The organism is Mycolicibacterium chlorophenolicum (assembly GCF_001044235.1).
Classification (GTDB): Bacteria; Actinomycetota; Actinomycetes; order Mycobacteriales; family Mycobacteriaceae; genus Mycobacterium; species Mycobacterium chlorophenolicum.
In genome coordinates, this window is record NZ_JYNL01000069.1 from 494,589 (window position 1) to 520,228 (window position 25,640).

The 25,640-nt window shown below is 69.4% G+C and carries 22 protein-coding genes; 7 read left to right on the forward strand and 15 right to left on the reverse strand.

Annotated elements, in window-relative coordinates; genetic code table 11:
- Positions 1 to 83: 83 nt before the first annotated feature.
- Entirely contained in the window at positions 84 to 665 is a 582-nt protein-coding gene (locus MCHLDSM_RS32280; RefSeq protein ID WP_048474161.1) for a DUF1707 SHOCT-like domain-containing protein, read from the forward strand.
- 1 nt (position 666) lies between these two features.
- Here the strand turns inward: MCHLDSM_RS32280 and MCHLDSM_RS32285 are convergent, their stop codons facing one another.
- From MCHLDSM_RS32285 to MCHLDSM_RS32325, 9 genes are all read right to left on the reverse strand, one after another.
- Complete coding sequence (locus MCHLDSM_RS32285) at positions 667 to 2,640, reverse strand: VWA domain-containing protein (protein WP_048473781.1); 1,974 nt, start codon at positions 2,638 to 2,640, stop codon at positions 667 to 669.
- Positions 2,633 to 4,024, reverse strand: coding sequence for a sigma 54-interacting transcriptional regulator (locus MCHLDSM_RS32290; protein WP_048474162.1), 1,392 nt, complete (start codon positions 4,022 to 4,024; stop codon positions 2,633 to 2,635). The genes MCHLDSM_RS32285 and MCHLDSM_RS32290 overlap by 8 nt, the downstream gene beginning before the upstream one ends.
- A gap of 103 nt (positions 4,025 to 4,127) precedes the next feature.
- A complete protein-coding gene (purH, locus tag MCHLDSM_RS32295; RefSeq protein ID WP_048473782.1) occupies positions 4,128 to 5,714 on the reverse strand; it encodes a bifunctional phosphoribosylaminoimidazolecarboxamide formyltransferase/IMP cyclohydrolase in 1,587 nt (528 codons plus the stop codon).
- Complete coding sequence (gene purN, locus MCHLDSM_RS32300) at positions 5,711 to 6,340, reverse strand: phosphoribosylglycinamide formyltransferase (protein ID WP_048473783.1); 630 nt, start codon at positions 6,338 to 6,340, stop codon at positions 5,711 to 5,713. Before purN ends, purH begins: the two co-directional genes overlap by 4 nt.
- Before the next feature lie 10 nt (positions 6,341 to 6,350).
- A complete protein-coding gene (locus MCHLDSM_RS32305) occupies positions 6,351 to 7,751 on the reverse strand; it encodes a cell division protein PerM (protein ID WP_048473784.1) in 1,401 nt (466 codons plus the stop codon).
- A 60-nt stretch (positions 7,752 to 7,811) separates the two neighbouring features.
- Complete coding sequence (locus MCHLDSM_RS32310; protein ID WP_048473785.1) at positions 7,812 to 8,681, reverse strand: DUF5336 domain-containing protein; 870 nt, start codon at positions 8,679 to 8,681, stop codon at positions 7,812 to 7,814.
- Positions 8,682 to 8,824: 143 nt separating this feature from the next.
- Positions 8,825 to 9,955, reverse strand: a complete 1,131-nt coding sequence (sfnG, locus tag MCHLDSM_RS32315; RefSeq protein WP_048473786.1) for a dimethylsulfone monooxygenase SfnG — start codon at positions 9,953 to 9,955, stop codon at positions 8,825 to 8,827.
- A 62-nt stretch (positions 9,956 to 10,017) separates the two neighbouring features.
- Positions 10,018 to 11,175, reverse strand: a complete 1,158-nt coding sequence (locus tag MCHLDSM_RS32320) for a type III PLP-dependent enzyme (RefSeq protein ID WP_053083146.1) — start codon at positions 11,173 to 11,175, stop codon at positions 10,018 to 10,020.
- Positions 11,144 to 11,671 carry a hypothetical protein gene (locus MCHLDSM_RS32325; protein WP_048473788.1) on the reverse strand — a complete coding sequence of 176 codons (528 nt, stop codon included), beginning with the start codon at positions 11,669 to 11,671 and terminating at the stop codon, positions 11,144 to 11,146. The genes MCHLDSM_RS32320 and MCHLDSM_RS32325 overlap by 32 nt, the downstream gene beginning before the upstream one ends.
- A gap of 133 nt (positions 11,672 to 11,804) precedes the next feature.
- Between MCHLDSM_RS32325 and MCHLDSM_RS32330 the strand changes: the two genes are divergently transcribed.
- On the forward strand, positions 11,805 to 12,653 hold the full coding sequence (locus MCHLDSM_RS32330) for an LLM class F420-dependent oxidoreductase (RefSeq protein ID WP_048473789.1): 849 nt from the start codon (positions 11,805 to 11,807) through the stop codon (positions 12,651 to 12,653).
- A 63-nt stretch (positions 12,654 to 12,716) separates the two neighbouring features.
- The gene (locus MCHLDSM_RS32335) at positions 12,717 to 13,325 is read left to right on the forward strand and encodes a hypothetical protein (RefSeq protein WP_053083147.1); all 609 of its coding nucleotides are present in this window, start codon (positions 12,717 to 12,719) and stop codon (positions 13,323 to 13,325) included.
- On the opposite strand, the gene MCHLDSM_RS32340 is transcribed toward MCHLDSM_RS32335, so the two are convergent.
- Positions 13,322 to 14,848: an acetyl-CoA acetyltransferase gene (locus MCHLDSM_RS32340; protein WP_048473790.1), complete on the reverse strand. Its 1,527-nt coding sequence runs from the start codon at positions 14,846 to 14,848 to the stop codon at positions 13,322 to 13,324. The two genes, MCHLDSM_RS32335 and MCHLDSM_RS32340, sit on opposite strands and share 4 nt — an antisense overlap.
- Positions 14,849 to 14,941: 93 nt before the next feature.
- Between MCHLDSM_RS32340 and MCHLDSM_RS32345 the strand changes: the two genes are divergently transcribed.
- On the forward strand, positions 14,942 to 15,124 hold the full coding sequence (locus tag MCHLDSM_RS32345; RefSeq protein ID WP_048473791.1) for a hypothetical protein: 183 nt from the start codon (positions 14,942 to 14,944) through the stop codon (positions 15,122 to 15,124).
- Positions 15,125 to 15,205: 81 nt separating this feature from the next.
- On the opposite strand, the gene sucD is transcribed toward MCHLDSM_RS32345, so the two are convergent.
- The gene (gene sucD, locus MCHLDSM_RS32350; RefSeq protein ID WP_048473792.1) at positions 15,206 to 16,108 is read right to left on the reverse strand and encodes a succinate--CoA ligase subunit alpha; all 903 of its coding nucleotides are present in this window, start codon (positions 16,106 to 16,108) and stop codon (positions 15,206 to 15,208) included.
- A 12-nt stretch (positions 16,109 to 16,120) separates the two neighbouring features.
- The gene (sucC, locus tag MCHLDSM_RS32355) at positions 16,121 to 17,284 is read right to left on the reverse strand and encodes an ADP-forming succinate--CoA ligase subunit beta (protein WP_048473793.1); all 1,164 of its coding nucleotides are present in this window, start codon (positions 17,282 to 17,284) and stop codon (positions 16,121 to 16,123) included.
- 268 nt (positions 17,285 to 17,552) lie between these two features.
- On the opposite strand from sucC, the gene MCHLDSM_RS32360 reads away from it, so the two are divergent.
- Positions 17,553 to 18,596: a M23 family metallopeptidase gene (locus MCHLDSM_RS32360; RefSeq protein ID WP_048473794.1), complete on the forward strand. Its 1,044-nt coding sequence runs from the start codon at positions 17,553 to 17,555 to the stop codon at positions 18,594 to 18,596.
- A complete protein-coding gene (locus MCHLDSM_RS32365; RefSeq protein WP_048473795.1) occupies positions 18,597 to 19,208 on the forward strand; it encodes a hypothetical protein in 612 nt (203 codons plus the stop codon).
- Here MCHLDSM_RS32365 and pcrA read toward each other — a convergent pair.
- Entirely contained in the window at positions 19,205 to 21,517 is a 2,313-nt protein-coding gene (gene pcrA, locus MCHLDSM_RS32370; protein ID WP_048473796.1) for a DNA helicase PcrA, read from the reverse strand. The genes MCHLDSM_RS32365 and pcrA overlap by 4 nt on opposite strands.
- A gap of 200 nt (positions 21,518 to 21,717) precedes the next feature.
- Between pcrA and MCHLDSM_RS32375 the strand changes: the two genes are divergently transcribed.
- Entirely contained in the window at positions 21,718 to 22,026 is a 309-nt protein-coding gene (locus MCHLDSM_RS32375) for a chorismate mutase (RefSeq protein ID WP_168440036.1), read from the forward strand.
- A gap of 55 nt (positions 22,027 to 22,081) precedes the next feature.
- On the opposite strand, the gene MCHLDSM_RS32380 is transcribed toward MCHLDSM_RS32375, so the two are convergent.
- Positions 22,082 to 24,097 (reverse strand): acyltransferase family protein, encoded by a 2,016-nt coding sequence (locus MCHLDSM_RS32380; RefSeq protein WP_109788996.1) that lies wholly within the window; start codon positions 24,095 to 24,097, stop codon positions 22,082 to 22,084.
- Positions 24,098 to 24,169: 72 nt separating this feature from the next.
- Positions 24,170 to 25,618: an NAD-dependent succinate-semialdehyde dehydrogenase gene (locus MCHLDSM_RS32385; protein WP_048419953.1), complete on the reverse strand. Its 1,449-nt coding sequence runs from the start codon at positions 25,616 to 25,618 to the stop codon at positions 24,170 to 24,172.
- Positions 25,619 to 25,640 lie beyond the last annotated feature (22 nt).

A 25,640-nucleotide genomic window follows, 5' to 3' on the forward strand; every position in this document is an offset into this window, starting at 1 on the left:
GTTTGGCCAAGGCGCTTGCATGTGCCGACGATCGTCGTAGCCTGGTGGGCGATGTGCGGATGCGCGAACAGCAAAAGGTCACGATGAGTACCCCTGCGTCGCGGAGCAGGTCGATGCGGGCTGCGGACACCGACCGTATCCAGGTGGCGCAGCTGCTCACCGATGCCGCGGCGAACGGGAAGATCGGCCTGACCGAATTCGAGAACCGGCTGGCCAGGGCGTACGCAGCACAGACCTACGACGAGCTGGACCGCCTGTCGGCCGACCTTCCGGGCGCGGTCACCCGCGGTCGCGGCGGCACCTGCCGGCCCGCGCCGTCGAGCACCCTGCTGGCGATCCTGAGCGGCTACGAGCGCCGCGGCCGCTGGAACGTCCCGAACCGGCTGACCACCTTCGCGCTGTGGGGCGGCGGGGTGATCGACCTGCGGTACGCCGACTTCACCGCGCACGACGTCGAGATCCGGTGCTACACGATCATGGGCGGGCAGACCATCCTGGTGCCGCCGGAGGTCAACGTCGACCTGCGCGGCATCGCGGTGATGGGCAGCTTCGACCAGAACATCGAGGGCGAGGGGTCACCCGGCGCGCCGTGTGTGCGGATCTCCGGGTTCGCGCTGTGGGGCAGCGTCGCGGTCAAGCGCAAGAAGCGCAAGTCCACCGCCTGACCTATCGCCGCCGCTTGGACCCCAGGTAGTCGCCGACCACCGCTGCACCCAGACCGTCCAGATCGGGTACCACGACACGGCCGCCCACCCGCCGGGCCACCTGGTCGATGAACCGCGCGAGCCCTGGATCGCTGCCGAGCCGGAAGATCGTCACCTGCGCACCCAGCCGCGCCACCTCGTCGAAACCCTTCACGGTGTGCGCGATCGTGCGCGGGTGCGGCGGGTAATCGAAAAACACCGCAGGACTCCCGTTGCGGTCGAAGTCCTCCAGGTGCGCGGTCGGCTCACCGTCGGTGACGACGAGGACCACCGGCTGCGCGTTGGGGTGCCGCCGCAGGTGCCGACTCGCCAGCGCCAGCGCGTGGTGCAGATTGGTGCCCTGCTCGTAGACGCCTTCCAGACCGGTCAGTTCGGCGGCGGTCACGGTGCGCGCATAGCGGCCGAACGCGACGATCTGCAACGCGTCGGACCGGAACCGGGTGCTGACCAGATGGTTGAGGGCCAGCGCGGTGCGCTTCATCGGCAACCAGCGGTTCTCCATCACCATCGAGAACGACGTGTCGACGAGCAACGCGACCGCGGCCTGGGTGCGGGTCTCGGTCTCGGAGATCTCCACGTCGTCGACGGTCAGGCTGATGCTGCCGGTGCGGGTACCCGTACCGGCTTCGCGCAGCACCGCATTGGTCAGTGTGCGGGTGACGTTCCACGGCTCGGTGTCGCCGAACTGCCAGGGCCGCGTCGCACCCGTGAGCTCACCCGCCGCGCCGGCCCGCCGCGTGTCGCGTTCGCCGTGCCGACCCGAGAGTTGCTGCGCCACATCGCGTAACGCCGTCTGACCGAGCTGACGCATGGCCTTGGGCGACAGCCGCCACTGCCCGTCGGCACCGCGGTCGAGGAAGCCCTGATTCATCAGCGCGCGTTCCAGTTCGGCCAAGGTGCGCGCGTTCACGGCGGCCTCGTCGCCGAGTTGACGGGCGAGCATGTCGAGGTCGACATCGTCCATCGTGGCGCCCGAATAGCTCTGGGAGAGCTGCTCGGCGAGCTGTTCGAGCTCGGCGATGTCGGCCAGCGCCTGCGCGCCCTGCCCCATGCCCAGCGGATCGTCGCCGGAGAACCGTTGCGAACCGTCCCAGTCCTCGCCCGGCCGGGCCGCCTGCAGGTGGGCGTCCAAGCGGTTCAGCGCGTTCATCAGCGACGGTGAACCGAACGCCTGCTGCGCCAGCGAGTCCAGCTCGGCACGCTGCTGCTCGGAGAGGCTGTTGCGGAAGCGCTGCGCGGCCGCGGCCCGCTTGGCCAGCGAGTCGAGCAGCTCGTCGATGTTGCGCGGGTTCTCGGGAAAGAACTCGCCGTGCTTGGCCATGAAGTTCTCGAAGTCCTGCTGGCTGTCTTCTCCGTTGGCGTGCTTGTCCAGCAGCTCGTTGAGGTCGTCGAGCATGTCGTTGACGCGCTGACGGTCCTCGTCGGTGGCGTTCTCCAGCGCCTCCTTCATGCCGGCGAACCGCTGGTCGAGCATCTCGCGTCCGAGCAGATCCTTGATCTGGTCGTACTTCTCACGTGCCTCGGGCGAGCGCCACTCGTACTCGGCGAGCTCCTGCACCGCCTTGGCGGGCGAGGGTGACAGCGAATCCAGTTGCAGCTCGCCGAATCTGGCGTCGTCGTCGAGCGCGCGGGCCAGCTCCTTGCGTTCGGCGAGCACGGCCTCGTCGAGCAGCTTCTTGATGTCGGCCAGCGTGCCGTCGAGGTTGTTGTTCTGCAGCAACTCCCGTCGCCGCCGGTTGGCCTCGGCGGCCAGTTTGTCGGCGCCGGGCATGTTCTTCGACCCGCGCCGCAACAGCTCCGACAGCGCCCGCCGCGGCGAGGTGCCTTCCATCACGTCCTGGCCGATGGCCTCCAGCGCCTCGCGCAGATCGACCGGCGGCGCCAGCGGATCCGGTCCGCCGGTGTATCGCGAGTAGCGCGAGAAGTGTTTAGCCATAGACGGTTTCGCCTTCTCCCGACACCTTGTCGATCCGCTTGGCCAAATACAGTGCCTCGAGCGCCAATTCGATCGCGGCGGCGCGCTGACCTTCCGAGGACGCCTCGAGGCGGCGCTGGATCTCGGCCACCGCGGACACCTCGGGAAGGGCGGCGAGCACCTCGCGGGCGGACACCCGCTCCCCCGTCGTCACCGGCGAGCCGTTCTCCACCGCGGTGACGATCGGGCCGACGTCGATGCCGCCGAGCAGACGCTGGGCCGTCTCGGCCGTCGCGCGCCGCAGCAGATGCTCGAGCACCGCCTGCTCGCGGCCCTCCTCGCCGGACTCGAATTCCAGCTTGCCGCGCAGCACGTCGATCACAGTCCCGAGGTCGACGACGCGCGCCACCGGGTCCTGTTCGCCGAGTAGCGCGGCGCGGTGCCGCGCGGACGCGGCGACGGTCTCTGCCGCGGCGATGGCGAAGCGGGCCGAGACGCCGGAGCGCTGGTCGATCGCGGTGGATTCGCGCAGTGCCCGCGCGAACCGGGCCAGGATGGCCAGCAGGTAGGGCGGGACCTCGGCGGCCAGGTGTGCCTCCTGGCTGATGACACCGACCTCGGCGTCGAGTTCGAGCGGGTAGTGCGTGCGGATCTCGGCGCCGAACCGGTCCTTGAGCGGGGTGATGATGCGCCCGCGGTTGGTGTAGTCCTCGGGGTTGGCGCTGGCGACGACGAGCACGTCGAGCGGCAGTCGCAGTGTGTAGCCGCGGACCTGGATGTCGCGCTCCTCCATCACGTTGAGCATCGCGACCTGGATGCGCTCGGCCAGGTCGGGCAGCTCGTTGACCGCGACGATGCCGCGGTGTGCCCGCGGGATCAACCCGTAGGCGATGGTCTCGGGGTCACCGAGGCTGCGGCCCTCGGCCACCTTGATCGGGTCGATATCGCCGACCAGGTCGGCGACGCTGGTGTCGGGCGTGGCGAGCTTCTCGGTGTAGCGCTCGCTGCGGTGACGCCAGCTGATCGGCAGGTCCTCGCCCGAGTCGGCGGCCCGCCGGATCGACTCCGGCGTGATCGGGCTGTAGGGGTGCTCGCCGAGTTCGGCGCCCGCGATCACCGGGGTCCATTCGTCCAGCAGACCGCTCAGTGCGCGCAGCAACCGGGTCTTGCCCTGGCCGCGCTCGCCGAGCAGGACGATGTCGTGGCCGGCGATCAACGCCCGTTCCAGCTGCGGGATGACGGTGTCCTCGAACCCCAGGATGCCCGGCCAGATCTGTTCTGCCGTTGCGCCTGAGCTCAGCGCCGCCAGCAGGTTCTCCCGGATCTCGGCCTTGACGCTGCGCTCGCGATGCCCGGAGGCACGCAGCTCACCGACGGTACGGGGAAGGTCGTTAGGTGATGTCACCACTCCACGCTACGACTGTTCTCCGCGAGCGGGCGTGTCTGTCCGCAACACACAGCGCCACGCTGGCATTTTGCGCACTATCACCGCCGTCGACGGCGCACTCCTAGTGCGCGAAGTGACGCGCCCCGGTCAGGTACAGCGTCACCCCGGCCTCGGCCGCGGCCGCCGTCACCTCGTCGTCGCGCACCGAACCACCGGGATGCACCACGGCCGTCACGCCGGCCCGCATCAACGTCTCGAGTCCGTCGGGGAACGGGAAGAACGCATCGGAGGCCGCCACGGCGCCCTGGGTGCGATCACCGGCCCGCTCGACCGCGAGCCGTGCCGCGTCGACGCGGTTGACCTGACCCATGCCGACGCCGACCGTGGCGCCGTCCTTGGCGACGACGATCGCGTTGGACTTGACCGCCCGGCAGGTGCGCCACGCGAACACCAGGTCGGCCAGCACGGCGGGGTCGGCGGGCGTGCCGGTGGCCAGCGTCCAGTTCGCCGGGTCGTCGCCCGGCGCGTCCACGGCGTCGCGCTGCTGCACCAGCAGGCCGCCGCTGACCTGACGGAACTCGGTGCCGCCGGGCTGCGGCTCGGACGCCACCAGGATGCGGATGTTCTTCTTGCCCCGCAGCACCTCGACCGCGCCCGGCTCGTAGGCGGGCGCGACGATGACCTCGGTGAAGATGCCCGCCACGGTCTCGGCCATCTCGACGCTGACCTCGGTGTTGGTGGCGATGACGCCGCCGAACGCCGACAGCGGATCGCATTCGTGGGCCTTGCGGTGTGCATCGGCCACCGACACCGACGACACCGCGATGCCACACGGGTTGGCGTGTTTGATGATCGCCACGCAGATGTCCTCGTGGTCGAACGCGGCGCGCCAGGCCGCATCCGCGTCGGTGTAGTTGTTGTAGGACATCTCCTTGCCGTGCAGCTGCTCGGCCTGCGCCAGCCCCGGCCAGCCGCCGTCATCGCTGTAGAGCGCCGCCTGCTGGTGCGGGTTCTCGCCGTACCGGAGCACCGCCGTTCGGCGGAACGTCGCGCCGAACCACGGCGGCAAAGCCACGTCGCCGGCCTGGGCGGTGTCTTCGCCGGGGGCCAGCACCGACTCCATCCAGGACGCCACCGCCACGTCGTACTCCGCGGTGTGCCGGAAAGCCAACGCCGCCAGCTTCTTCCGCTCGGCGAGGGTGAAACCGCCCGCGCGCACCGCGGCCAGCACGCCGTCGTAGCCGAGCGGTTCGACGACCACCGCGACGCTCGGATGGTTCTTCGCCGCAGCCCGCACCATCGACGGACCGCCGATGTCGATCTGCTCTACGCACTCGTCGACCCCGGCGCCGGAGTTGACGGTCTGGGTGAACGGATACAGGTTCACCACAACGAGTTCGAAGGGTTCGACCCCGAGATCGGAGAGCGCCGCGACGTGCTCGGGCTTGCGCTGGTCGGCCAGCAGCCCGGCGTGCACCCGCGGGTGCAGGGTCTTGACCCGACCGTCGAGCACCTCCGGGAAGCCGGTGACCTCCTCCACCGGCGTGACCGGAACACCCGCGTCGGCAATGGTTTTCGCCGTCGAACCGGTGGACACGATGCTGACCCCGGCCTCGTGCAGGCCTTGCGCCAGCGGCACCAGGCCGGTCTTGTCGTACACGCTGATCAGGGCGCGACGGATGCGCCGCCTGCCGTCGTCGTCGGTCATCCTATGGTCGCCTTTCGTCCCGTCCAGGTGACGCCGCGGGTGGCCAGCGCCGCCAGGACATCCACCAGAAGTTCTCGTTCGATCACCTTGATCCGTTCGTGCAGCGTCGCCTCGTCGTCGCCGTCGAGCACGGGCACGGCCTGCTGCGCGACGATCGGGCCGGTGTCGGTTCCCGCGTCCACGAGGTGCACGGTGCACCCGGTGACGCGGACGCCGTAGGCCAGGGCGTCGGCGACGGCGTGTGCGCCGGGAAACGCGGGCAGCAGCGCGGGATGGGTGTTGACCACCCGCCCCGGGAAGCGCGAAAGAAACTCCGGTCCAAGGATTTTCATGAAGCCCGCAGACACCACCAGGTCGGGGGTGTGCTCGGCGGTGGCCTCGGTGATCGCGGCGTCCCACGCGGCCCGGTCCGGATACGCGCGCAGCGGCACGGTGAAGGTGGGCACCGACGCCGCCTCGGCGATCTGCAGCGCGGCACAGTCGCGGTCGGTGCCGACGGCCACCACGCGGGCCGGGTAGTCGCCGACCGCGGCCTTCAGCAGCGAGGCGAGCAGCGAGCCCGTGCCCGAGGCGAGCACCACGAGCCGCGCCGGCGCGCTCGGGGGAACCCGGACCTCTGGCTGCACGGCAGGAAGCCTAGTGGGTGGTGCCGTCGCGGCCGCCACGCATGTCGTCGTCGGCCATGAAGTGGTCCTCGGGGTCCTCGGCGTCGAGGTCGGCCGGCAGCGGTTCGGGCGCCGTCCTCTCCGCGATCGGCGGTGCCGGTTCGTCGACGGCGACGACGGCCTCCGGCGCGATCTCGACGGTGTCCGGGTCGGCCTCCTCGGCCACCGGCTCCGGCTCGGGTTCGGGTTCGGGTTCCTCGATCACCGGCGCGGGCCGGCGCACCCGCGGCTGGAAGCCGCCCGACATCGCCACCGTCAGCGCACCGATCCCCGCGAACCAGACGAACACCGCCGGCCCGAACGTGGTCTGGTCGACGCTGACGTCACCGAAGTTGCCGAGCTCTCCGCCGCCCGCATAGCCCAGCAGCGCCATCGCCGCGGCGCCGACGAGGGCCGCGACCAGGACCTTTGCCAGGGCCTGCAGCGGCGGCAGCGGGCGGCGCGCGCACTGCTGCCCCAGAGCGACCCCGGCCACGGCGGCCACGATCAGCAGGGCCACCCACACCGGGCCCAGCGGCGGCGTCGGGACCGCGGCGAGCACCGGCAGTGCCGGCACGTCACCGCCCAGCACCGTGAACGCGCTGAACGTCGCCAGCCCGATGTGCGCGCTCGAGCCGACGGCCACCGCCGCGGCGCCCACCACGACGTTGGGCAGGTAGAGCACCGACAGCACGGTCAGGCTGAGCTGGCCGAACATCGAATCGGTGATGGAGTAGAGGTCGTGCATCGTCGACCAGTGGACGATGAGCGAGCCCGACACGACCGCGGCCGACAGCGCCAGCAGGGCCAGCACACCGGCCCACGCGGCACGGAAGGCGTCGGGAAGCCACGCCGGCAGCGGTGTCGAGCGCAGCAGACGCCGGCCCACCCGCGATCCGACGCCCAGCGCGGCGCCGATCGCGTGCACGACGAACACGCCGCCGAGCGCCCGTGACGCGTCCGGGGTCTGCAACTCGGTGAGCACCGACGCGGCGTCGTGGATGAAGGCCAGACAGATCGCCGCGATCAGCACCGGCCCGCCCAGCGCCGAGGCCACCACCCACCGCGTGACGAACCAGGACGTGCTGGTCACCGCCGCCGCGGTGGTCCGCGCCGTGCCGTAGACCATCGCCATCACCGGCAGCAGCGGCATCACGCCCAGGGCGCTGCCCGCGATGGACACGGGCACCTGGTGCACGCCCAGCCACATGCTGGCGATGGCGCCGGACGCGCCGGTCATGTCGCTGTTGGCGATCAGCAGCTGGGACAGCACCACCGCGGCGATGACGACGAGCGCGACAAGTGACGGCCCGAACGCCACCCGGAGCAGTTCACGCGCCTGGCGTGTCCCGGCTGGTCCTGGCGCACCACCCGCGCGCGGGGGACTGTTCACAGGTGGGCCGCTCCTCCAAGACGCTCGGGCGCGCGACGGTCGCGCATGCGCGGCTTGAGATTACGACGACTGGCCGGGCGAAGTGGTCGGCGACGACTGGTGTTGCGTGGGTACCTGTGTCGTCGGCGCGTTGCTCGACGGCGGCTGACCGTAGGTCGGGTAGCCGGTGGGCGGGGTCGGCGGACCCGACTGGGCGCCGGGCTGCCCACCCGAAGACGGCGAGGCGGCGGGGAAACCGCCGGTCGAGGGCCCGGCACTCGGGTAGCCGCCGTACGGCGTCGGGTAGCCCGGCCGCTGCTGCTGGCCGCCGCCCTGCCCGCCGTGCTGCGGCTGACCGGGGTGCTGACCGTAGTACGACCCGGGGTACTGGCCGTACTGGGGCTGCTCGTACTTGGGCCGCGACACCGGCGGGGTGATCACACCGGAGTCGAACAGCAGCACCACCACGGCGACCGCGGCCTGCAGCAGCGTGAACGCGATCAGCAGGTACAGCCCCCAGTCGACGGTCGTGCCGCTGGGCTTGTTGATGACCTCGGAGATCACGAGCAGGAAGCCGAGCACGGACGCCACCGCGGCGACGGCGACGTAGTTGCGCTGCCGGGGCAGCAGGCCGACACCGGCGAACAGGGCGGCCACCACGGCGGCGATGACCGCGAAGCCCAACCCGACCGAGCTTCCGCTGAGCTCGCCGAGACCCGGGAAGTCCGACGAGGTCACGGTGAACTGCGGCGCGAAATACGACAGGTAGACGAGCAGTCCGAGCGCGGCGACGGCGGCGCTCAGATAGCCGGGGAGCTTGCTCGGTCCGCCGGCCGCCGGATCGGGCTCGCCGATCTTCGCGAACTGCTGTGTCGGCGCGGAGAACTGCGTCGTGGGCTGCTGGGCGGGCGGGTATCCGGAGCCTCCGGGTGCGCCTTGGGGGTACGACATGACCTCTCCTGTGCTGTGCGGGCACCGCATCGACGACGTCGACGCAGGCGACTGCGATCCCGACGGACCGCCTGAGCGATTCGTTGAACCACGCTAGCGCACACCGGGGTGCGCCTGTCACGCCCGCGCAGCCGCGCAGGCGGCTACGCCGACACGAGCACAGCCGGGTCGATCGCGTCCCGTTCGGCGGCCTCGATGTCACGGACCAGCGGCAACACCCGGGAGCCGAAGTACTCGATCTCCTCCTGAAAATGCAGGAATCCGCCCAGGATCAGATCGACTCCACGTTTGCGATAGGCCGCGATGCGTTCGGCGATCTGCTCGGGCGTGCCGATCAGTTTCGTGCGGAATCCGTCGTTGTACTGCACCAGATCTTCGAAGGTCGAATCCGCCCACATGCCGGTCTTGTCCGCGGTCGCGTTGCCGGCCTGCTGCACGGCGGCGCCGAAACCTTCGACGGCGGGCCGGTTCGCCTTCGCGATGATCTCGCGGAGGACCTCTTTCGCCTCTTTCTCGGTGTCCCTGGCGATGATGAAGGCGTTGAGGCCGAACTTCACCTCGCGGCCGACCTCCCTGGCGTGATCCCGGACGTCGACGATCTGTTCGGTGACACCGTCGAAGTCCTTGCCGTTGGAGAAGTACCAGTCCGCGTACCGGCCGCCGTTGCGCCGGGCGGCGGTGGAGTTCCCGCCCTGGAAGATCTCCGGGTTGGGCCGCTCGGGGGTGTTGACCGGTTTCGGCTTGAGCGTGAAGTCGTGGATGCGGTAGAAGTCGCCGCGGAAGTCCACCTCGTCCTCGGTCCAGATCTTGCGCAGCACCTGCAGGAACTCGGCACTGCGGCGGTACCGCTCGTCGTGCTCGAGCCACGGCTCACCCAGGTGGGTGAACTCGTCCTTGAACCAGCCGGAGACCACGTTGACGGCGAACCGGCCGCCGGAGAGCTGATCGGCGGTGGCGCCGAGCTTGGCCAGCACCGCGGGCTGCCAGAGCCCCGGATGGACGGCCGCGATGACCTTCAACCGCTGGGTGGCCAGCAGCAGGGCGAGGCTGAAGCTGGTGGACTCGTGCTGGTATTCGGCGCCGTAGCTGGCTTCGTAGCGCACCTGGGACAGCGCGTACTCGAAACCGTTGTTCTCCGCGGTCTGCGCCAGCTTGGCGTTGTACTCGTAGTTCCAGTCGGTGCGCTGCTCGATGTCGCTGGTCACCAGGCCGCCGCTGACGTTGGGCACCCAGTAGGCGAACGAGATGTTGTCGGCGATGCGTTCGGTCGTCATGGTCCGTCATCGAACCGGCCGGCCGCGCCCCGGTCATCGGTATGGATCGCGGTGACCGGAACTCAGCCCATGACGATCGGGGTGGCCTCGATGCCGTTGAACCGGGACGCTGTGACCGCGGTGTAGGCGCCCATCATCGGGCTCACGACGAGGTCGCCGATGCCCAGGGCAGGCATCGGATAGTCCCGCGCGATGACGTCGGCGCTGTCGCAGGTGGGTCCGGCGAGGGTCACCGGGTCGAACGCCGCCTCGGCGCGCAGCAGCTCCTCGAGCGCGAGGATGGGCGGGTGGACGTCCTCGGTCATGACGTTCGAGTAGCTGCCGTACAGCCCGTCGTCGAGGTAGTGCCACACCTGCCCGTCGCGCTCCGCGGTGCCCACCACGCTGGCCAGCAGGGTCATGCAGTCGGCCACCAGGAACCGGCCGGGCTCGCACAGCAGCGCGAAGTCGTGCCGACGCCGCCCCAGCACGTCGTCGACGATCGCACCGACCGCCCCGATGGGTGGCTCGTCCTCGCGATAGCTCACCGGGAAGCCGCCGCCGATGTCGAGGACGCGCGCGGGCACCCCCAGGGTGTCCTCGACGTGGTCGGCGAGGTCGAGCGTGTGCTGCAGGGCGCGGCGGTACGGTTCGACCGAACTGCTCTGGCTGCCGACGTGAAAGCTGAACCCGGCGAACCGCACACCCGCCGCCAGCACATGCTTGACGAGCAGCTCCGCCTCCGCGGGCGCGACGCCGAACTTCGACGACAGATCGGACTTCGCGGCCGGGTTGCGGAACGCCAACCGGACCAGCACATCGATGTCGGCGGGCCGTCCCCGGAACTTCTGCACCTCGGCGGCGTTCTCGACCACGAAGGTGCGCACCCCGGCGGCGTAGGCGTGGTCGATGTCGGCCGGCTTCTTGATCGGGTTGGTGTGGATGCAGCGGTGCATCGGTAGCCCGAGACGGCCCAGCAGGTCCACCTCCCCGCGCGTGGCGACGTCGAACCCGCCCCCGCAGATGGCGATCGTCGACAGCACCACCGGATGGGGCAGCGCCTTGACTGCGTAGTGCACCCCGAACCCGGTCAGCGCGGTCTGCAACTGCCGTAGCCGCCGCGCCACCAGGTGCGGTTCGAGAACCAGCAGGGGCGTGCCGTGTGTTCTGGCCAGCTGTTCCCAGCGTGCCGCGTTGGGGCGCAGGTCTTCACGCAGCCGGGATCGTCGTCGCGGATTCACGATTGCCCTCCTCGATTCTTGGAACATTTTGCGCGAGAATCGCTTTGAATCGTTCGTAGCTGAACACCGCACAGGTGTAGAACGCGACGTCGGAGACGACCTTGCCGAAGATCCAGCCGGCCGCGACGTTGCCGAACAGCGCCGGTCCGAGATAGAAGGCCAGCGGGCGTACGGCGATGCTGTCGATCACTTCGGCGGGCCCGAACTCGATCGCGACGCTGCGCAGTGCGAGCAGGGCCGCCATCACGAGGCGCGCGAGGGCCGGCCGACAGGCCTGATCGCGGTAACTCCAGCGCAGCGCGCTCAGATAGGCCGCGGCGTAGTAGCCGCCGGAGGCACCGACGGACGCGGCCACCGCGGCGGCGCCCAGAGAATCCGTGGCGAGGTAGACCAGCGCGGCGGCACCGAACTCGCCGACGGTTCCCGCGATCTCGCACGGCAGGTACCGGCGCACCCACTCGCGGATTCGCATCCGCTTCGTCGTCGATCCGTCCATGCCTCGAACTGTTCCGCCACGAGCCCGCCGGGTCGTGAGTAGCGCGCTACGCGACTCACCAGCGGGGACAGCGCCGGGGTACGCAGGCCACCCCCCTTGCGGACGCAGATTGGAACACGTTCTAATTCTCGGTATGGACTTTGGGTTGGTGCTGTTCACCTCCGATCGCGGAATCACTCCGGCCGCGGCGGCCACGCTGGCTGACCAGCACGGCTTCTCCACGTTCTACGTGCCCGAGCACACCCACATCCCGATCAAGCGGCAGGCCGCGCACCCGACCACCGGGGACGAGACCCTGCCCGACGACCGCTACATGCGCACCCTGGACCCCTGGGTGTCACTCGGCACCGCCGCGGCGGTGACGTCGCGGGTGCGGCTGTCCACCGCGGTGGCGCTGCCCGTCGAACACGACCCGATCACGCTGGCCAAGTCGATCGCGACGCTGGACCACCTCTCCGGCGGCCGCGTCTCGCTGGGCGTGGGATTCGGCTGGAACACCGATGAACTCACCGACCACAATGTGCCGCCGGGCCGCCGACGGACGATGCTGCGCGAGTACCTGGAAGCCATGCGCGCGCTGTGGACGCAGGAAGAAGCCGAGTACGACGGTGAATTCGTCTCGTTCGGTCCGTCGTGGGCGTGGCCCAAGCCCGTGCAGACCCACATTCCGGTGCTCGTCGGTGCGGCCGGCACCGAGAAGAACTTCAAGTGGATCGCGAAGTCGGCCGACGGCTGGATCACCACACCCCGGGACTTCGACATCGACGCCCCGGTCAAGCTGCTGCAGGACACCTGGGCGGCGGCCGGGCGCGACGGCGCGCCGCAGATCGTCGCGCTGGACTTCAAGCCCGACCCCGACAAGCTGGCGCGCTGGCGCGAGCTCGGGGTCACCGAGGTGCTCTTCGGGTTGCCCGACCGCAGCCCCGACGACGTCGCCGCCTACGTCGAGCGGCTCGCCGGCAAGCTGAGCGCGCTCGTCTGATTCGGTGCGCCGAGCCCTCCGGCGCGCGTCTTAGGCTGGCCGAGAACACCGGTTGGGGGCCTGATGTCGATCGCGATGATCCGTGCGCAGAATTTCACCGTGCTGACCGAACAGCGCCGAGTGGTGGCAGCCTTGCTGATCGCCGCGACAGCCACGATTGCTGGATGTGCGTCACACAACGAGGGGGCAGCCACACCGGTGAGCACGTCGTCATCGTCGACGTCGGCAGTGACCGCTGCCCCACCTCCGGGCATCGGCTTTCCCGACCTGTCGACCTACGCCGAGAACACCTCAGGTCGGTATGAGTTGATCAACATTCCTCGGGTACAGGGCTTTTCCTTCTCCACCCCGAGCGGGCTCATCTGCGGAAGCAACGCCTATCCCGACGTCGAGTACGAGCAGGTGGGCTGCAGGGGCTCCATCCCGGGGCGGGGCCCCGGTGATTGGTCGGTCTCGGCCCGCGTCTCTACGCCCGCGACGATCCAATCGATGACGGGTGACCCAGACCTGGCGGCGGACAGTCATGACCCGCCGCCCGTGCTCGCGCCACTCCAGAAGGTGCGAGCCAGCAAGGGCGATGCAGTGTGCGCGGTGGGCGCCGACGACCTGATCGCCTGCCGGGTCGGTGGCCACGGCTTCGTCCTCACCCCGACGACGACCACGCTGTTCTAGCGCAACACCGCACGGTTGCCGCTGTCCGTCGCCGTGACAACGATTTTGGCGCCCAGCGGATCGCCGTCGGACATCAGCGCGACGAGGTCGCGGTCCTCGGTGGTCGCCATGAACCGGGATCCGTCGTCGAGTCGTCCGACGATGATGCCGGTGCGCACCGGCCAGTCATAGCGCACCGAGTACGTCTCGATGACCCCCGTGCCGGCGGGTTGCTTCGTCACCGGCACCGTCGGCAACTCGGCCACCTGCGCCGTCAACTCCGTACTGCGCGAGGACCGCCAGGCCACGGGCTCGGTCGAGTAGACGCCCACCGAGTACTTGCTCATGATGCCGCCGTTGGCGCCGACGAAGCCGAATCGCCCTGGCTTGTCCCGCATCTGGACGACGGTCTCGGCGATGCCGTGCGCCGAGTAGCTGTTGCCGGGGCCGCCGAAGTACGGCAGACCGCCGGTCAGCGTCAGCCCGCGAGGATCGTCGCCGGAGAGTCCGAGCGCCTCGCAGATCACGAACACCGGGAAGGGGAAGCAGCTGTAGAGGTCGAAGGTCGCGATGTCGCCGACACCGAGGCCGGCCACCCGCAACGCCTCGTGGGCCGCATTAACGGCGGCAGGGCTCGCACCGAGGTCGACCCGGCTCAGCAGCGCCTGCTCGGCGAGATCGGAGTGCCCATGGACGAAGACCCACTTCTCCTGCGGCACACCGTGCCTGCGCGCCGCCTCGACCGACATCAGCACGAGCGCCGCGCCCTGGTTCACGGTGTCGCGGGCTACCAGATACCGGGGGTAGGGGTCACAGATCATCCGGTTCTCGTCGGTGACGGTCTCGATCTCCTCCACCGACCGTTCCACCGGGGACGACGAGAACGGGTTCTTGGCAGCCACTTTCGACATCGGCGCGAACAGCTCCGCCATGGCGTGGCGGTACTCGTCGACGCCGAGGCCGAGTCGCGCGCGGCGCGCGTTGTCGAGCAGGCCGTACTGCACGGGAGCCCCGGTGAGGCCGTGCTGCACGGTGTATTCGTCGATGTACTTGAAGATCTGGTGGCCGCGGTCCTCGAGCTGGCCCTCGATGGTCTCGGTGAAGTTCGGCTTGTCGTCTCGATCGGCGAAGTACTTGGCCGTCGAGCCGGGTTCGGAACCCATGATGATCACGATGTCGGCCTCGCCGGCGACGATGGCGTTGCCGGCTTCGGTCACCAGCTTCTGAGGGCCCTGCCCGCCGACCGGTTCGAGCACCACACGGGCGGGGTCGCCGCCGAGGCGCTTCATCACCGACCGCGGGTAGTTGGTGGACTTGCCCAGCGTCGCGGGCATCGGCCCGGAGATCTCGAACTGCCGGAGCCCGAACACCGTGTCGACCGCGGCGGCCAGCGCATCGGCGTCGGCGCCGGTGTCGTCCAGCGCGGCCCGGGCGGCCTCGGTCGCGAGCTCGACGGCCGACATGCCGCGGTAGTCCGGGTCGTCGATGCGTTCGGTGAATTGGCCGACACCGACCAGAATCGGAGTGCGCGGGTCAACCGGCATGACGAACCTCCTGACAACTGTTAATTCGTCAGGCTAATAGAACAAGTTCCAGTTCGTCGCACGGGGTGGCCGCACAGCGGGTACTCGGAGCCCATGGCGCGTGGCGAGCATCCTCGACGAACGGTGTTCTACGGCGCCTGCCTCCTCGCGGCCGCATTCCTGTCCTGCTGGGTCGCCGCCTCGGTGCACACCACGTGGCTGTCAGCGCTGATCTACGTCGCCGCCGCCGTCGCCACGTGTGTCGGCGCGGTCATGACCCTGCGCGACTACGGCTGACGCAGCCGGGCCCAGACGAGACTGCGGCCAGATCGTCGATCCCGTAGGAAGGACGATCTGGCCGCAGGCTCGGCGGAAGAACTACAGGTTCTCGAAGATCTCCCGGGCCAGCGTGGCGGTCTCCGACGGCGTCTTGCCGACCTTGACGCCAGCGGCCTCGAGCGCTTCCTTCTTGGCGGCGGCGGTGCCCGAGGATCCGGACACGATCGCGCCGGCGTGACCCATCGTCTTGCCCTCGGGGGCGGTGAAGCCCGCGACGTACCCGACGACCGGCTTGGACACGTTGGCCTTGATGTAGTCGGCGGCACGCTCCTCGGCGTCGCCGCCGATCTCGCCGATCATCACGATGACCTTGGTCTCGGGATCGGATTCGAACGCCTCGATCGCGTCGATGTGCGTGGTGCCGATGACGGGGTCGCCACCGATGCCGATCGCGGTGGAGAAGCCGAGATCGCGCAGCTCGTACATCATCTGGTAGGTCAGCGTGCCCGACTTCGACACCAGACCGATCGGGCCCTTGCCGGTGATGTTGTTCGGCGTGATGCCGACCAGCGACTCGCCGGGGGTGATGATGCCCGGGCAGTTGGGGCCGATGATGCGGGTCTTCTCGCCCTTGTCCTTGTTGTAGGCCCACGCATAGGCGGTGTCCTGCACCGGGATTCCCTCGGTGATGACCACCAGCAGCGCGATCTCGGCATCGATCGCCTCGATGATCGCGTCCTTCGAGAAGGCCGGCGGCACAAAGGCGATCGATACGTCGGCGCCGGTCTCCTTCATCGCTTCGGCGACGCTGCCGAACACCGGCAAATCGACCTCGTTGCCGTCTTTGTCCTCGTGCTTGACGGTCGTGCCCGCCTTGCGCGCGTTCACGCCACCCACGATCTGGGTGCCCGCCTTGAGCATCAGCTTGGTGTGCTTGGTGCCCTCGCCGCCGGTGATGCCCTGGACGATGACCTTGCTGTCCTTGTTCAAAAAGATCGACATCTGTTGTGTCCCTTACTTGTTCGCCAGCTCGGCGGCCTTGTCGGCGCCGGAGTCCATGGTGTCCGCCTGGATGACCAGCGGATGGTTGGCCTCGGCGAGGATGCGCCGGCCTTCGTCGACGTTGTTGCCGTCGAGCCGCACGACGAGCGGCTTGTTGGCCTCGTCGCCCAGGATCTGCAGCGCCTTGACGATGCCGTTGGCCACCGCGTCGCAGGCGGTGATGCCACCGAACACGTTGACGAACACGCTCTTGACCTGGCTGTCGTTCAGGATCACGTCGAGTCCGTTGGCCATCACCTCGGCCGACGCACCGCCGCCGATGTCGAGGAAGTTCGCGGGCTTCACGCCGCCGTGCTTCTCACCGGCGTAGGCGACCACGTCCAGGGTGGACATCACCAGACCCGCACCGTTGCCGATGATGCCGACCTGACCGTCGAGCTTGACGTAGTTGAGGTCGTTCTCCTTGGCCTTGAGCTCGAGCGGATCCGTGGCGTCCTTGTCCTCGAACTCCGCGTGCTCGGGGTGGCGGAAATCGGCGTTGGCGTCGAGGGTGACCTTGCCGTCGAGCGCCAGGATCTGATCGTCGGGCGTGCGCACCAGGGGGTTCACCTCGACCAGCGTGGCGTCTTCGCCGACGAAGACCTCCCACAGCTTGGCGATCGTCACGGCCGCGGCGTCGAGCACCTCGGCGGGCAGGTGGCCCTTCTCGGCGATCTCACGGGCGAAGGCCTCGTCGACACCCTTGGTGGCGTCGACGGCGATGCGGGCCAGCCGCTCGGGCTTGGTGGCGGCGACCTCTTCGATCTCCATGCCGCCCTCGACCGAGCACATCGCGAGGTAGGTGCGGTTGGCGCGGTCGAGCAGGAAGGAGATGTAGTACTCCTCGGCGATGTCGCTGGCTTCGGCCACCAGCAACTTCTTGACGACGTGTCCCTTGATGTCGAGACCGAGGATGTTCTGGGCGTGGGTGAAGGCGTCGTCGGGCGTGGCGGCGTACTTCACGCCACCGGCTTTACCGCGGCCCCCGACCTTGACCTGGGCTTTCACCATGACCGGCTTGCCGATTTCCTCGGCGATGGCCTTGGCGTCCTCCGCGGAGTCGGTCACTCGTCCGGGGGTGGTGGGAACGTTGTGCTTGGCGAACAGTTCTTTCGCCTGGTACTCGAAGAGATCCATGGACTCCCAGAACTTCCCTGTCTGTCTGCGGCTGGAAAAATGTGTGCCCGACGGGCTCCGGGGGAACTTTATCGACACGAGTGCTGACGATTGTCACCGCCCACCTGTCATGTGGTGGATCTCACCGAGGCCTGAATAGTGATTCAGGTCACATTCTCGTATGCACTAAAGTCTCGGGTTGCCACTTGGATTGGATTTTGGTTAACGTCCTGTGGTCTAGATAACGGTCTGATCACGACGGCTCACGACGGATTAAGGACATTTCAGGTTGCCTCAGCATCGTTCGCCTCGTATCTCCGAGGCCCTCGCGGCACCTGGTCTGACCGAAGTCACCGACATCATCCCGTTCGACGAGTTCGGCGAGCTGGGCGATCTGGACGATCTCCCCTATGGCGCCTTCGACAGGGACACCGAGGTCATCCGCGCCCCTGAGCTCGACGATCTGCTCGACACCGACGACCTGGAGCCGCTGCGCCTGGTCCCCTCGGAGTTCCGCGCGGCGCGCACCGAGGCACGCACGTCGTCCACCCGCGCATACCGCGACAGCCACACCGATCTCAGCGACGGCACGGCCAAGACCGACATCATCGACATGCGGGGCCGCAAGGGTCTGCACCGCAAGACCGAGGTCCCCGTCAAGGGTCGCCTGATGGTCGCCGCGATGGCCGTGGGCGCCACCGCCGCCGGTGCCTACACCGTGACCAACGCCGCGCAGAAGCAGCCCACGGCGACAGTGCTCGCCGCCGATACGACGACGACCGGTGGCGCGAGCGTCATCACCGGCTCGGTCGACGGCATGCAGGTCGTCACCGTCGCACCCGCTGCGGATTCGGCGGTGCACGCCGAGGAGATCACCAAGGCCGCAGCGTTCGCCCAGGAGCGCGCCGACCGCGAGGCGCGGCTGGCCCGCCCCCAGTACGTGATGCCCACCCGCGGCGTGTGGACCTCGGGCTTCGGTTACCGCTGGGGCGTGCTGCACGCCGGCATCGACATCGCCAACTCGATCGGCACGCCGATCTATGCCGCTGCGGACGGCGTGGTCACCGATGCCGGTCCCACCGCCGGTTACGGCGCCTGGGTCAAGGTGCGCCACTCCGACGGCACGGTCACGCTGTACGGGCACGTCAACACCTGGCTGGTCAGCGTCGGCCAGCGCGTGATGGCCGGCGACCAGATCGCCACGATCGGCAACCGCGGCAACTCCACCGGTCCGCACCTGCACTTCTCCGTGCTCGTGAACGGCACCGACTTCATCGACCCGGTGCCGTGGCTGGCCAAGCGGGGGCTCACCCCCGGCAGCTACGTTGGCTGAGTGGCCAGCGACTCCACTGATTCACCCGATTCCGACGACACCCGGATTCTGCGCCGCGCGCCTCTGAACACGGGGTCGCAGCCGCTGACCGCGGGTTCACAGCCGCTGCCGTCGCCTGCGGAGCCGCAGACGTCCATCATCCGGCGTCACCCGACCGGTGAGTTCCCGGCCGCCGACGAGCCCGCGACCGGCTACCTGCCCCGCGCGCAGCCCGTCGCCGTCGGCCCGCCCCGGTCCTCGCGCGGCCATCCCCGCACGGCCATCGCGACCGCTGTCGTCAGCATCCTGTCGGGGTGGGCGACCGCGGTGATCGCGACGGACCTCATCACCGGCTGGTCGGCTACCGATCCGCTGTTCTGCGTGGCCATCGGCTTTCTCACCGCGATCTCGGCCGCCGCCACGATCGGCGGGCTGATCGCCCTGCTGTTGCGGCGACGGATGGGCCGGCTGCTGGTCGTCGTCGGCGCGGTGGTGGCGCTGCTGATCTTCGCCGGCCTGTTCATCGCCGGCGCCGCGCTGCCCGCACTCGTCTATGCCATGCCGGTGCTGCCGCTGGCGTCGATCGTGTTGGCGCTGCTGCCCGACACCGGCCGCTGGGCGCGATCGGGTTAGAGCTTGCTGACCGGCGCGTGGTTGTGCATGAGCTTGACGCGCCCGGCACTGCCGAAGTCGATCAGCGACATCGCCGACTCCCCCATGCCCGACACCTCTTCCACGCGACCGAGCCCGTACTTGTCGTGGGTGACCCGGTCACCGGGTTCGAGCACGAGCAGCGGCCGCTTCCCGGCCGCGGAGCGGCCCGGGGACGGGCGCGGAGTGCCGAACCGGCCGGCGCCGCTGACCGGCGCGGAGAACGCCGACGCGGGCTGCTCCACGCGGCGCCAGTGGATCAGCTCCTGCGGGATCTCGCGCAGGAAGCGGGATTCGGGGTTGAGCATCGGCTGGCCCCACGAGGACCGCACCTTCGCCCGGCTGAGGTAGAGCCGCTGCCGGGCCCGGGTGATGCCCACGTAGGCCAGCCGGCGTTCCTCGGACAGCTCGACCGGATCGCCCAGGGCGCGCATGTGGGGGAACATGCCGTCCTCCCACCCGGTCACGAACACCACGGGGAACTCCAGGCCCTTGGCGGTGTGCAACGTCATCATCGTCACCACCCCTGAGCCGTGCTCGGGGATGTCGTCGGCGTCGGCGACCAGTGACACCCGCTCCAGGAACGACGCCAACACCCCGGTGTCCGGCACGTCCTCGTCCTGCGGCTCGGCGCCGTCCTCCTCGGCCAGGGCCCGCGCGTTGGCCAGGTCGATGCTGAATTCGTGTGCGACGCTGACCAATTCGTTGAGGTTGTCGAGGCGGGCCAAATCCTGCGGGTCGGTGGAGGATTCCAGTTCGGCGCGGTAGCCGGTGCGGTCCAGCACCGACTCGACCAGCTCGCCCAGTTCGCCGTCGAGACCGCCGCGCAACTCGTCGAGCATCGCCACGAACCCGGCGATCGCCTTCTCCGCGCGCGTGTTCAGCATCGGGACCCTGCCCTCGGCCGCGGCCGCCAGCGCGTCGTTGAAGCTCGCGCCGGTGTTCTCGGCGTACACCGCCACGCACGCCTCGGCGCGGTCACCGATGCCGCGGCGCGGGGTGTTGAGAATGCGGCGCATGCTCACCGAGTCACCGGGATTGTCGAGCACCCGCAGATAGGCGACGATGTCGCGGATCTCCCGGCGCTCGTAGAAGCGCACGCCGCCGACGACCTTGTAGGGAATCCCGGCCCGGATGAACACCTCTTCCAGGGCGCGCGAGGAGTTGTTGGTGCGGTAGAAGACCGCGACGTCGTTGTACGAGAACTCGCCGTCGGAATCGGCCAGCGCGTCGATCTCCTGCGCGACGAACCGCGCCTCGTCGTGCTCGTTGTCGGCGACGTAGCCGACGATGAGCTCCCCCTCGCCGGCGTCGGTCCACAGCCGCTTCTCCCGCCGCCCGGCGTTGCGGGCGATGACGGCGTTGGCCGCGTTGAGGATGGTCTGCGTGGAGCGGTAGTTCTGCTCGAGCAGGATCGTCGTGGCGCTGGGGTAGTCGCGCTCGAAGTCCTCGATGTTGCGGATGGTGGCGCCGCGGAACGCGTAGATCGACTGATCGGCGTCACCGACGACGCACAGCTCGGCGGGCGCCAGCCCGTCGACCGTCTCGGTCCCCACGAGCTCGCGCACCAGCACGTACTGCGCGTGGTTGGTGTCCTGGTACTCGTCGACGAGGATGTGCCGGAACCGGCGCCGGTAGTACTGCGCGATCTGCGGGAAGGCCTGCAGCACGGCGACCGTCTCGCCGATCAGGTCGTCGAAGTCCAGCGCGTTCGCGGCACGCAGCCGGCGCTGGTATTCGCCGTACACCTCGGCGATGACGCGGGCCAGGTCCTCGGCGGCCTCCGACGCCTCGGCGGCGGCCTGCTCGGGGCCGATCAGCTCGTTCTTCAGATTCGAGATCCCGTTGGACAGCAGCCGCGGGGAGAACTTCTTGGTGTCGAGCCCCATGTCCTTGCCGATCATCAGCAGCAGGCGGCGGGAGTCGTCGGCGTCGTAGATCGAGAAGTTCGAGTTCAACCCCGGCAGCAGCGAGGCCTGGTTGCGCAGGATCCGCACGCACGTCGAGTGGAATGTCGAGACCCACATGTTGCGGGCCCGCGGACCGACCAGCTGCGCCACGCGCTCACGCATCTCCGCGGCGGCCTTGTTGGTGAACGTGATCGCGAGAACCTGACCGACGCCGACCTCGCGCGCGGCGAGCAGGTAGGCGATGCGGCGGGTGAGGACGGCGGTCTTGCCGGAGCCCGCTCCGGCGACGATGAGCAACGGCGTGCCCTCGTGGAGTACGGCCTGACGCTGCTGGGGGTTGAGCCCTTCTAGGAGCTCGTCGGTTTCGGTTGCGATCGACATACTGTCCCAAACCTACCGCTGCGGGGTGACACTCTTTGCGCTGGCACGGCCGGTGATGGCACACTCGTTGAGTGCTTTGTCAGCAGTGGCGATTTTTCTACGGGTACCGGCCTGCGGTGCCCGTGGTCTAGCTGCTTCCCAGAGCCCCGCGGTCCGCTTCCGGATCCGGGGCTCGTCTCTTGTGTGAGGCCCGATACCGGATGAGACCAGACCCGTCACACAACGAGAATCCGGAGAACGACGACATGACGACAGACACCGCGCAGACACCCGACATCGACGAGCTGCGTCAGGAGATCGACCGCCTCGACGCGACCATCCTCGAGGCCGTCCAGCGGCGCACCGAGGTCTCGCAGATGATCGGCAAGGCACGGATGGCCTCCGGCGGCACCCGCCTGGTGCACAGCCGCGAGATGAAGGTCATCGAGCGCTACAGCGTGCTCGGCTCCGAGGGCAAGAACCTCGCGATGCTGCTGCTGCGCCTGGGCCGCGGCCGCCTCGGCCACTGAGTTCCCGCGATTTCGGCGTGGCTGGTCGCGCTGAGCGCGACCGAGCACACCGAAATCACCGGGTCTTGACCGCGTCGACCAGCCACGGCGTCAGCCATTCGACCGCTTCGGGCGTGGGGTGCACGCCGTCGCTGCGCACCCGCAGGCCGTCGACCTTGGTCTGGTAGTAGCCGTTGGGGCTGAGCTTGCGGTTCAGGTCGAGCACCGAGACGTTGCGCCGCGGCTCGACGACGCTGCGCAGCAACGTATTCCACGCGTCGACCCGCTTGGGCTGATCCTCGGGGTAGAGGCTGCCGTCGGCCTTCTCCGCCCGCCGGTTGTAGGGCTCCGTCGTGACGACGATGCGGGCCCCCGTCGAGCCCAGGATGTCCAGCGCACGGGTCAGCTCACCGCGCAGATACGCGTCGTAGCCCGGCTCCCCGATGTGCGTCCACCGGCCCTCGTTCATCCGGTCGACCACCTCCCAGCGCCCGACGATCAGCAGCACCACGTCGGGCTTCTCGTAGCCGATCCGCTGGGCCCAGCGCGCCGGCCAGGAGTCGCACTCCGGCTTCTGCGGCAGGTCCTGTCCGACGTAGGTGTACGGCCCGCCGCGGGCGATGCCGCAGCCGATGGTGGTGAAGTCGGCGAACTCCACCCCCGGCGTCGCCGGCAGGTACCGCATCATCGTCCACGCGATCGAATCACCGAACACCGCCACGCGGACGTCGCCGGGGGCGCGCTGGCGCCCGGGACGCGTCACCGCGACCGGCACCTCCGGGCCCACCAGCGCCGCGGAGTCGATCAGCGGCCCCGGGCCGGGCTTGGGGAACGGCACCCCGGCGGGCAGCACGGTCGTCGTCACCACCGCGGCCGTCGCGGCCGTCGCCGCCGCGAGCCGCAACATCGGCACCGTCGTCGGCCGCCAATCCCGGATGGGCTGCTCGATCAGCCACCACGACACCGCGGCGACCGCGACCGTCGCCGCGCACCGCAGCGCAAACAGCTTCCACCCCTCCGAGCCCGTGCGTTCGCCGTTGAGCACCAGGAAGATCGGCCAGTGCCACAGGTACACGCCGTACGAGATCGCGCCGAGGCCCACCAGCGGACCCATCGACAGCATGCGGGCGACGGGCCCGGTCTGGTCGAGCGCGACCGGCGCGATCACCAGCACCGCGGCCAGCGCGACGACGATCAACAGCCCGCCGCGAAACTCCTCGGCGGTGCCCGTTGCCAGGTGCGCCGCCGTGGCGAGCACCACCAGGCCGATCACCGGCAACAGCCACGCCAGCCAGCGGGCCCAGCGGGAGCGCAACGTCACCAGACCGGCGGTCATCCCGCGCCAGTCCCGCACCAGCAGCGCCGCGGCCGCCGCACCCACCAGCAGCGCCTGCACGCGGGTGTCGGTGCCGAAATACACCCGGTTCAGCGAGTCGTCGGAGGACAGCAGGATCGACGCGGCCGCCGATCCGAGTGCGCCGAGCGCCGCGAGCGTGAACACCGCCGCGCGCACCATCCGCGTCGACACCGGCACACCGCGTCGGTACGCCACCGCGGCCAGGCCCGCGAGGACCCCCGCCAACAGCAGCGGCCACAGCAGGTAGTACTGCTCCTCGACGCCGAGGGACCAGGTGTGCTGCAGCGGCGACGGCGGCGCACCCTGAGAGAAGTAGTCGGTGCGCGCGGCGACGAACGCCCAGTTCGACATCCAGAAGAACGTCGCGACGGCCTCGTCGCGCAGGCCCGCCGTCGACTCCGGGGCGAACAGGTCGCGCAGGGCCACCACGGCCAGGACCATGACGAGGAGGGCGGGCAGCAACCGGCGCGCCCGCCGGACCCAGAACCCCTTGAGCCCGATCCGGCCGGTGCGGGCGGTCTCGTCGAGCAGCAGCGAGGTGATCAGGAACCCGCTTAGCACGAAGAAGACGTCCACGCCGAGGAAGCCGCCGGGCAGCCCCGGCACGCCGCCGTGGTCGGCGAGCACCAGCGCGACGGCGATCGCACGTACCCCGTCGAGCGCCGGAATGGCTTGTCCCGGGCCGACATAGCGGCGTGGGCCCACCCGGATCGGCGCCGCACTCACGGCAGTCACGTCCCGCGGCCCTCCTTGCTGTCGAGCAAGGAAGCTTATGTACTGCCCGACGCCGGATCGGGAAGGCGCGCGCTACTTCGTCAGAGCAATGTATTTCGTGTCGAGGTACTCGTCGATGCCCTCGGTACCGCCCTCTCGACCGAAGCCGGACTCCTTGATCCCGCCGAACGGCGCGGCCGCATCGGAGATCACGCCGCGGTTGACGCCGACCATGCCGGACTCGATGCCCTCCGCGACCCGCAGCGCCCGGTCCAGCGACTGCGTGTACACGTAGGCGGCCAGCCCGTACTCGGTGTCGTTGGCCGCGGCCACGCCCTCGTCCTCGGTGTCGAACCCGGCGATCGGCGCGACGGGACCGAACACCTCCTCCTTGAGGATGCGCGCGTCGGCAGGAACGTCCGTCAGCACCGTGGCGGGATAGAAGTTGCCCGGGCCGCCGGGGGCGACGCCACCGACCGCGACGGTCGCGCCGCGCGACACCGCGTCGGAGACCAGGTCCTCGACGGTGGCGACCTGCTTGGCGTTGATCAGCGGTCCGAGCGTGGACGACGGGTCGAGACCCTTGCCCAGGGTGAACTCGCTCATCCGCTTGACCAGCTTCTCGGTGAACTCCTCGCGGACGGCGTTGGCGACGTGGAACCGGTTGGCCGCGGTGCAGGCCTCACCGCCGTTGCGCATCTTGGCCAGCACGGCGCCCTCGACGGCCGCGTCGACGTCGGCGTCGTCGAACACGATGAACGGCGCGTTGCCGCCGAGCTCCATCGACGTGCGCAGCAGCTTGTCGGCCGACTGCTTCACCAGCGCCTTGCCCACGCCGGTGGAGCCGGTGAAGGTCAGCTTGCGCAGTCGGCCGTCGTTGATCAGCGCCTCGGTCACGCCGCCGGGGTTACTGGTCGGCAGGATCGACAGCACGCCCTTGGGCAGGCCGGCCTCGTCCATGAGCTTGGCCAGGAGCAGCATCGTCAGCGGCGTTTCCTGGGCGGGCTTGACGATCATCGTGCAGCCGGCGGCGAAGGCCGGGCCCATCTTGCGGGTGCCCATCGCCAGCGGGAAGTTCCACGGGGTGATCGCGTAACAGGGGCCGACCGCCTGCTTGGTCACCAGGATGCGGCCGGTGCCCGCGGGGCTCGGGGTGTAGCGGCCGTCGATGCGGACCGCCTCTTCGGCGAACCAGCGGAAGAACTCGGCGCCGTAGGTGACCTCGCCCTTGCTCTCGGCGACCACCTTGCCCATCTCCAGCGTCATCAGCGCGGCGATGTCGTCGGCCCTGTCGGTGATCGTCTCGAACACCGAGCGCAGGATCTCCCCGCGCTTGCGCGGCGCGGTGCCGGCCCATTCGGCCTGCACGGCGCAGGCGGCGTCGAGCGCGGCCCGCGCGTCGTCGGGGGTCGCATCGGCCACCGAGGTGATCACCTGGTCGTCGCTCGGGTCGAGCACGTCGAAGGTCGACGAACCCTGGCGCTCCTCACCACCGATCCACAGACCGGTGGGGACGGAGTTCAACAACGCGGCAGTATCCATAACTCCATCATTTACACCCTCG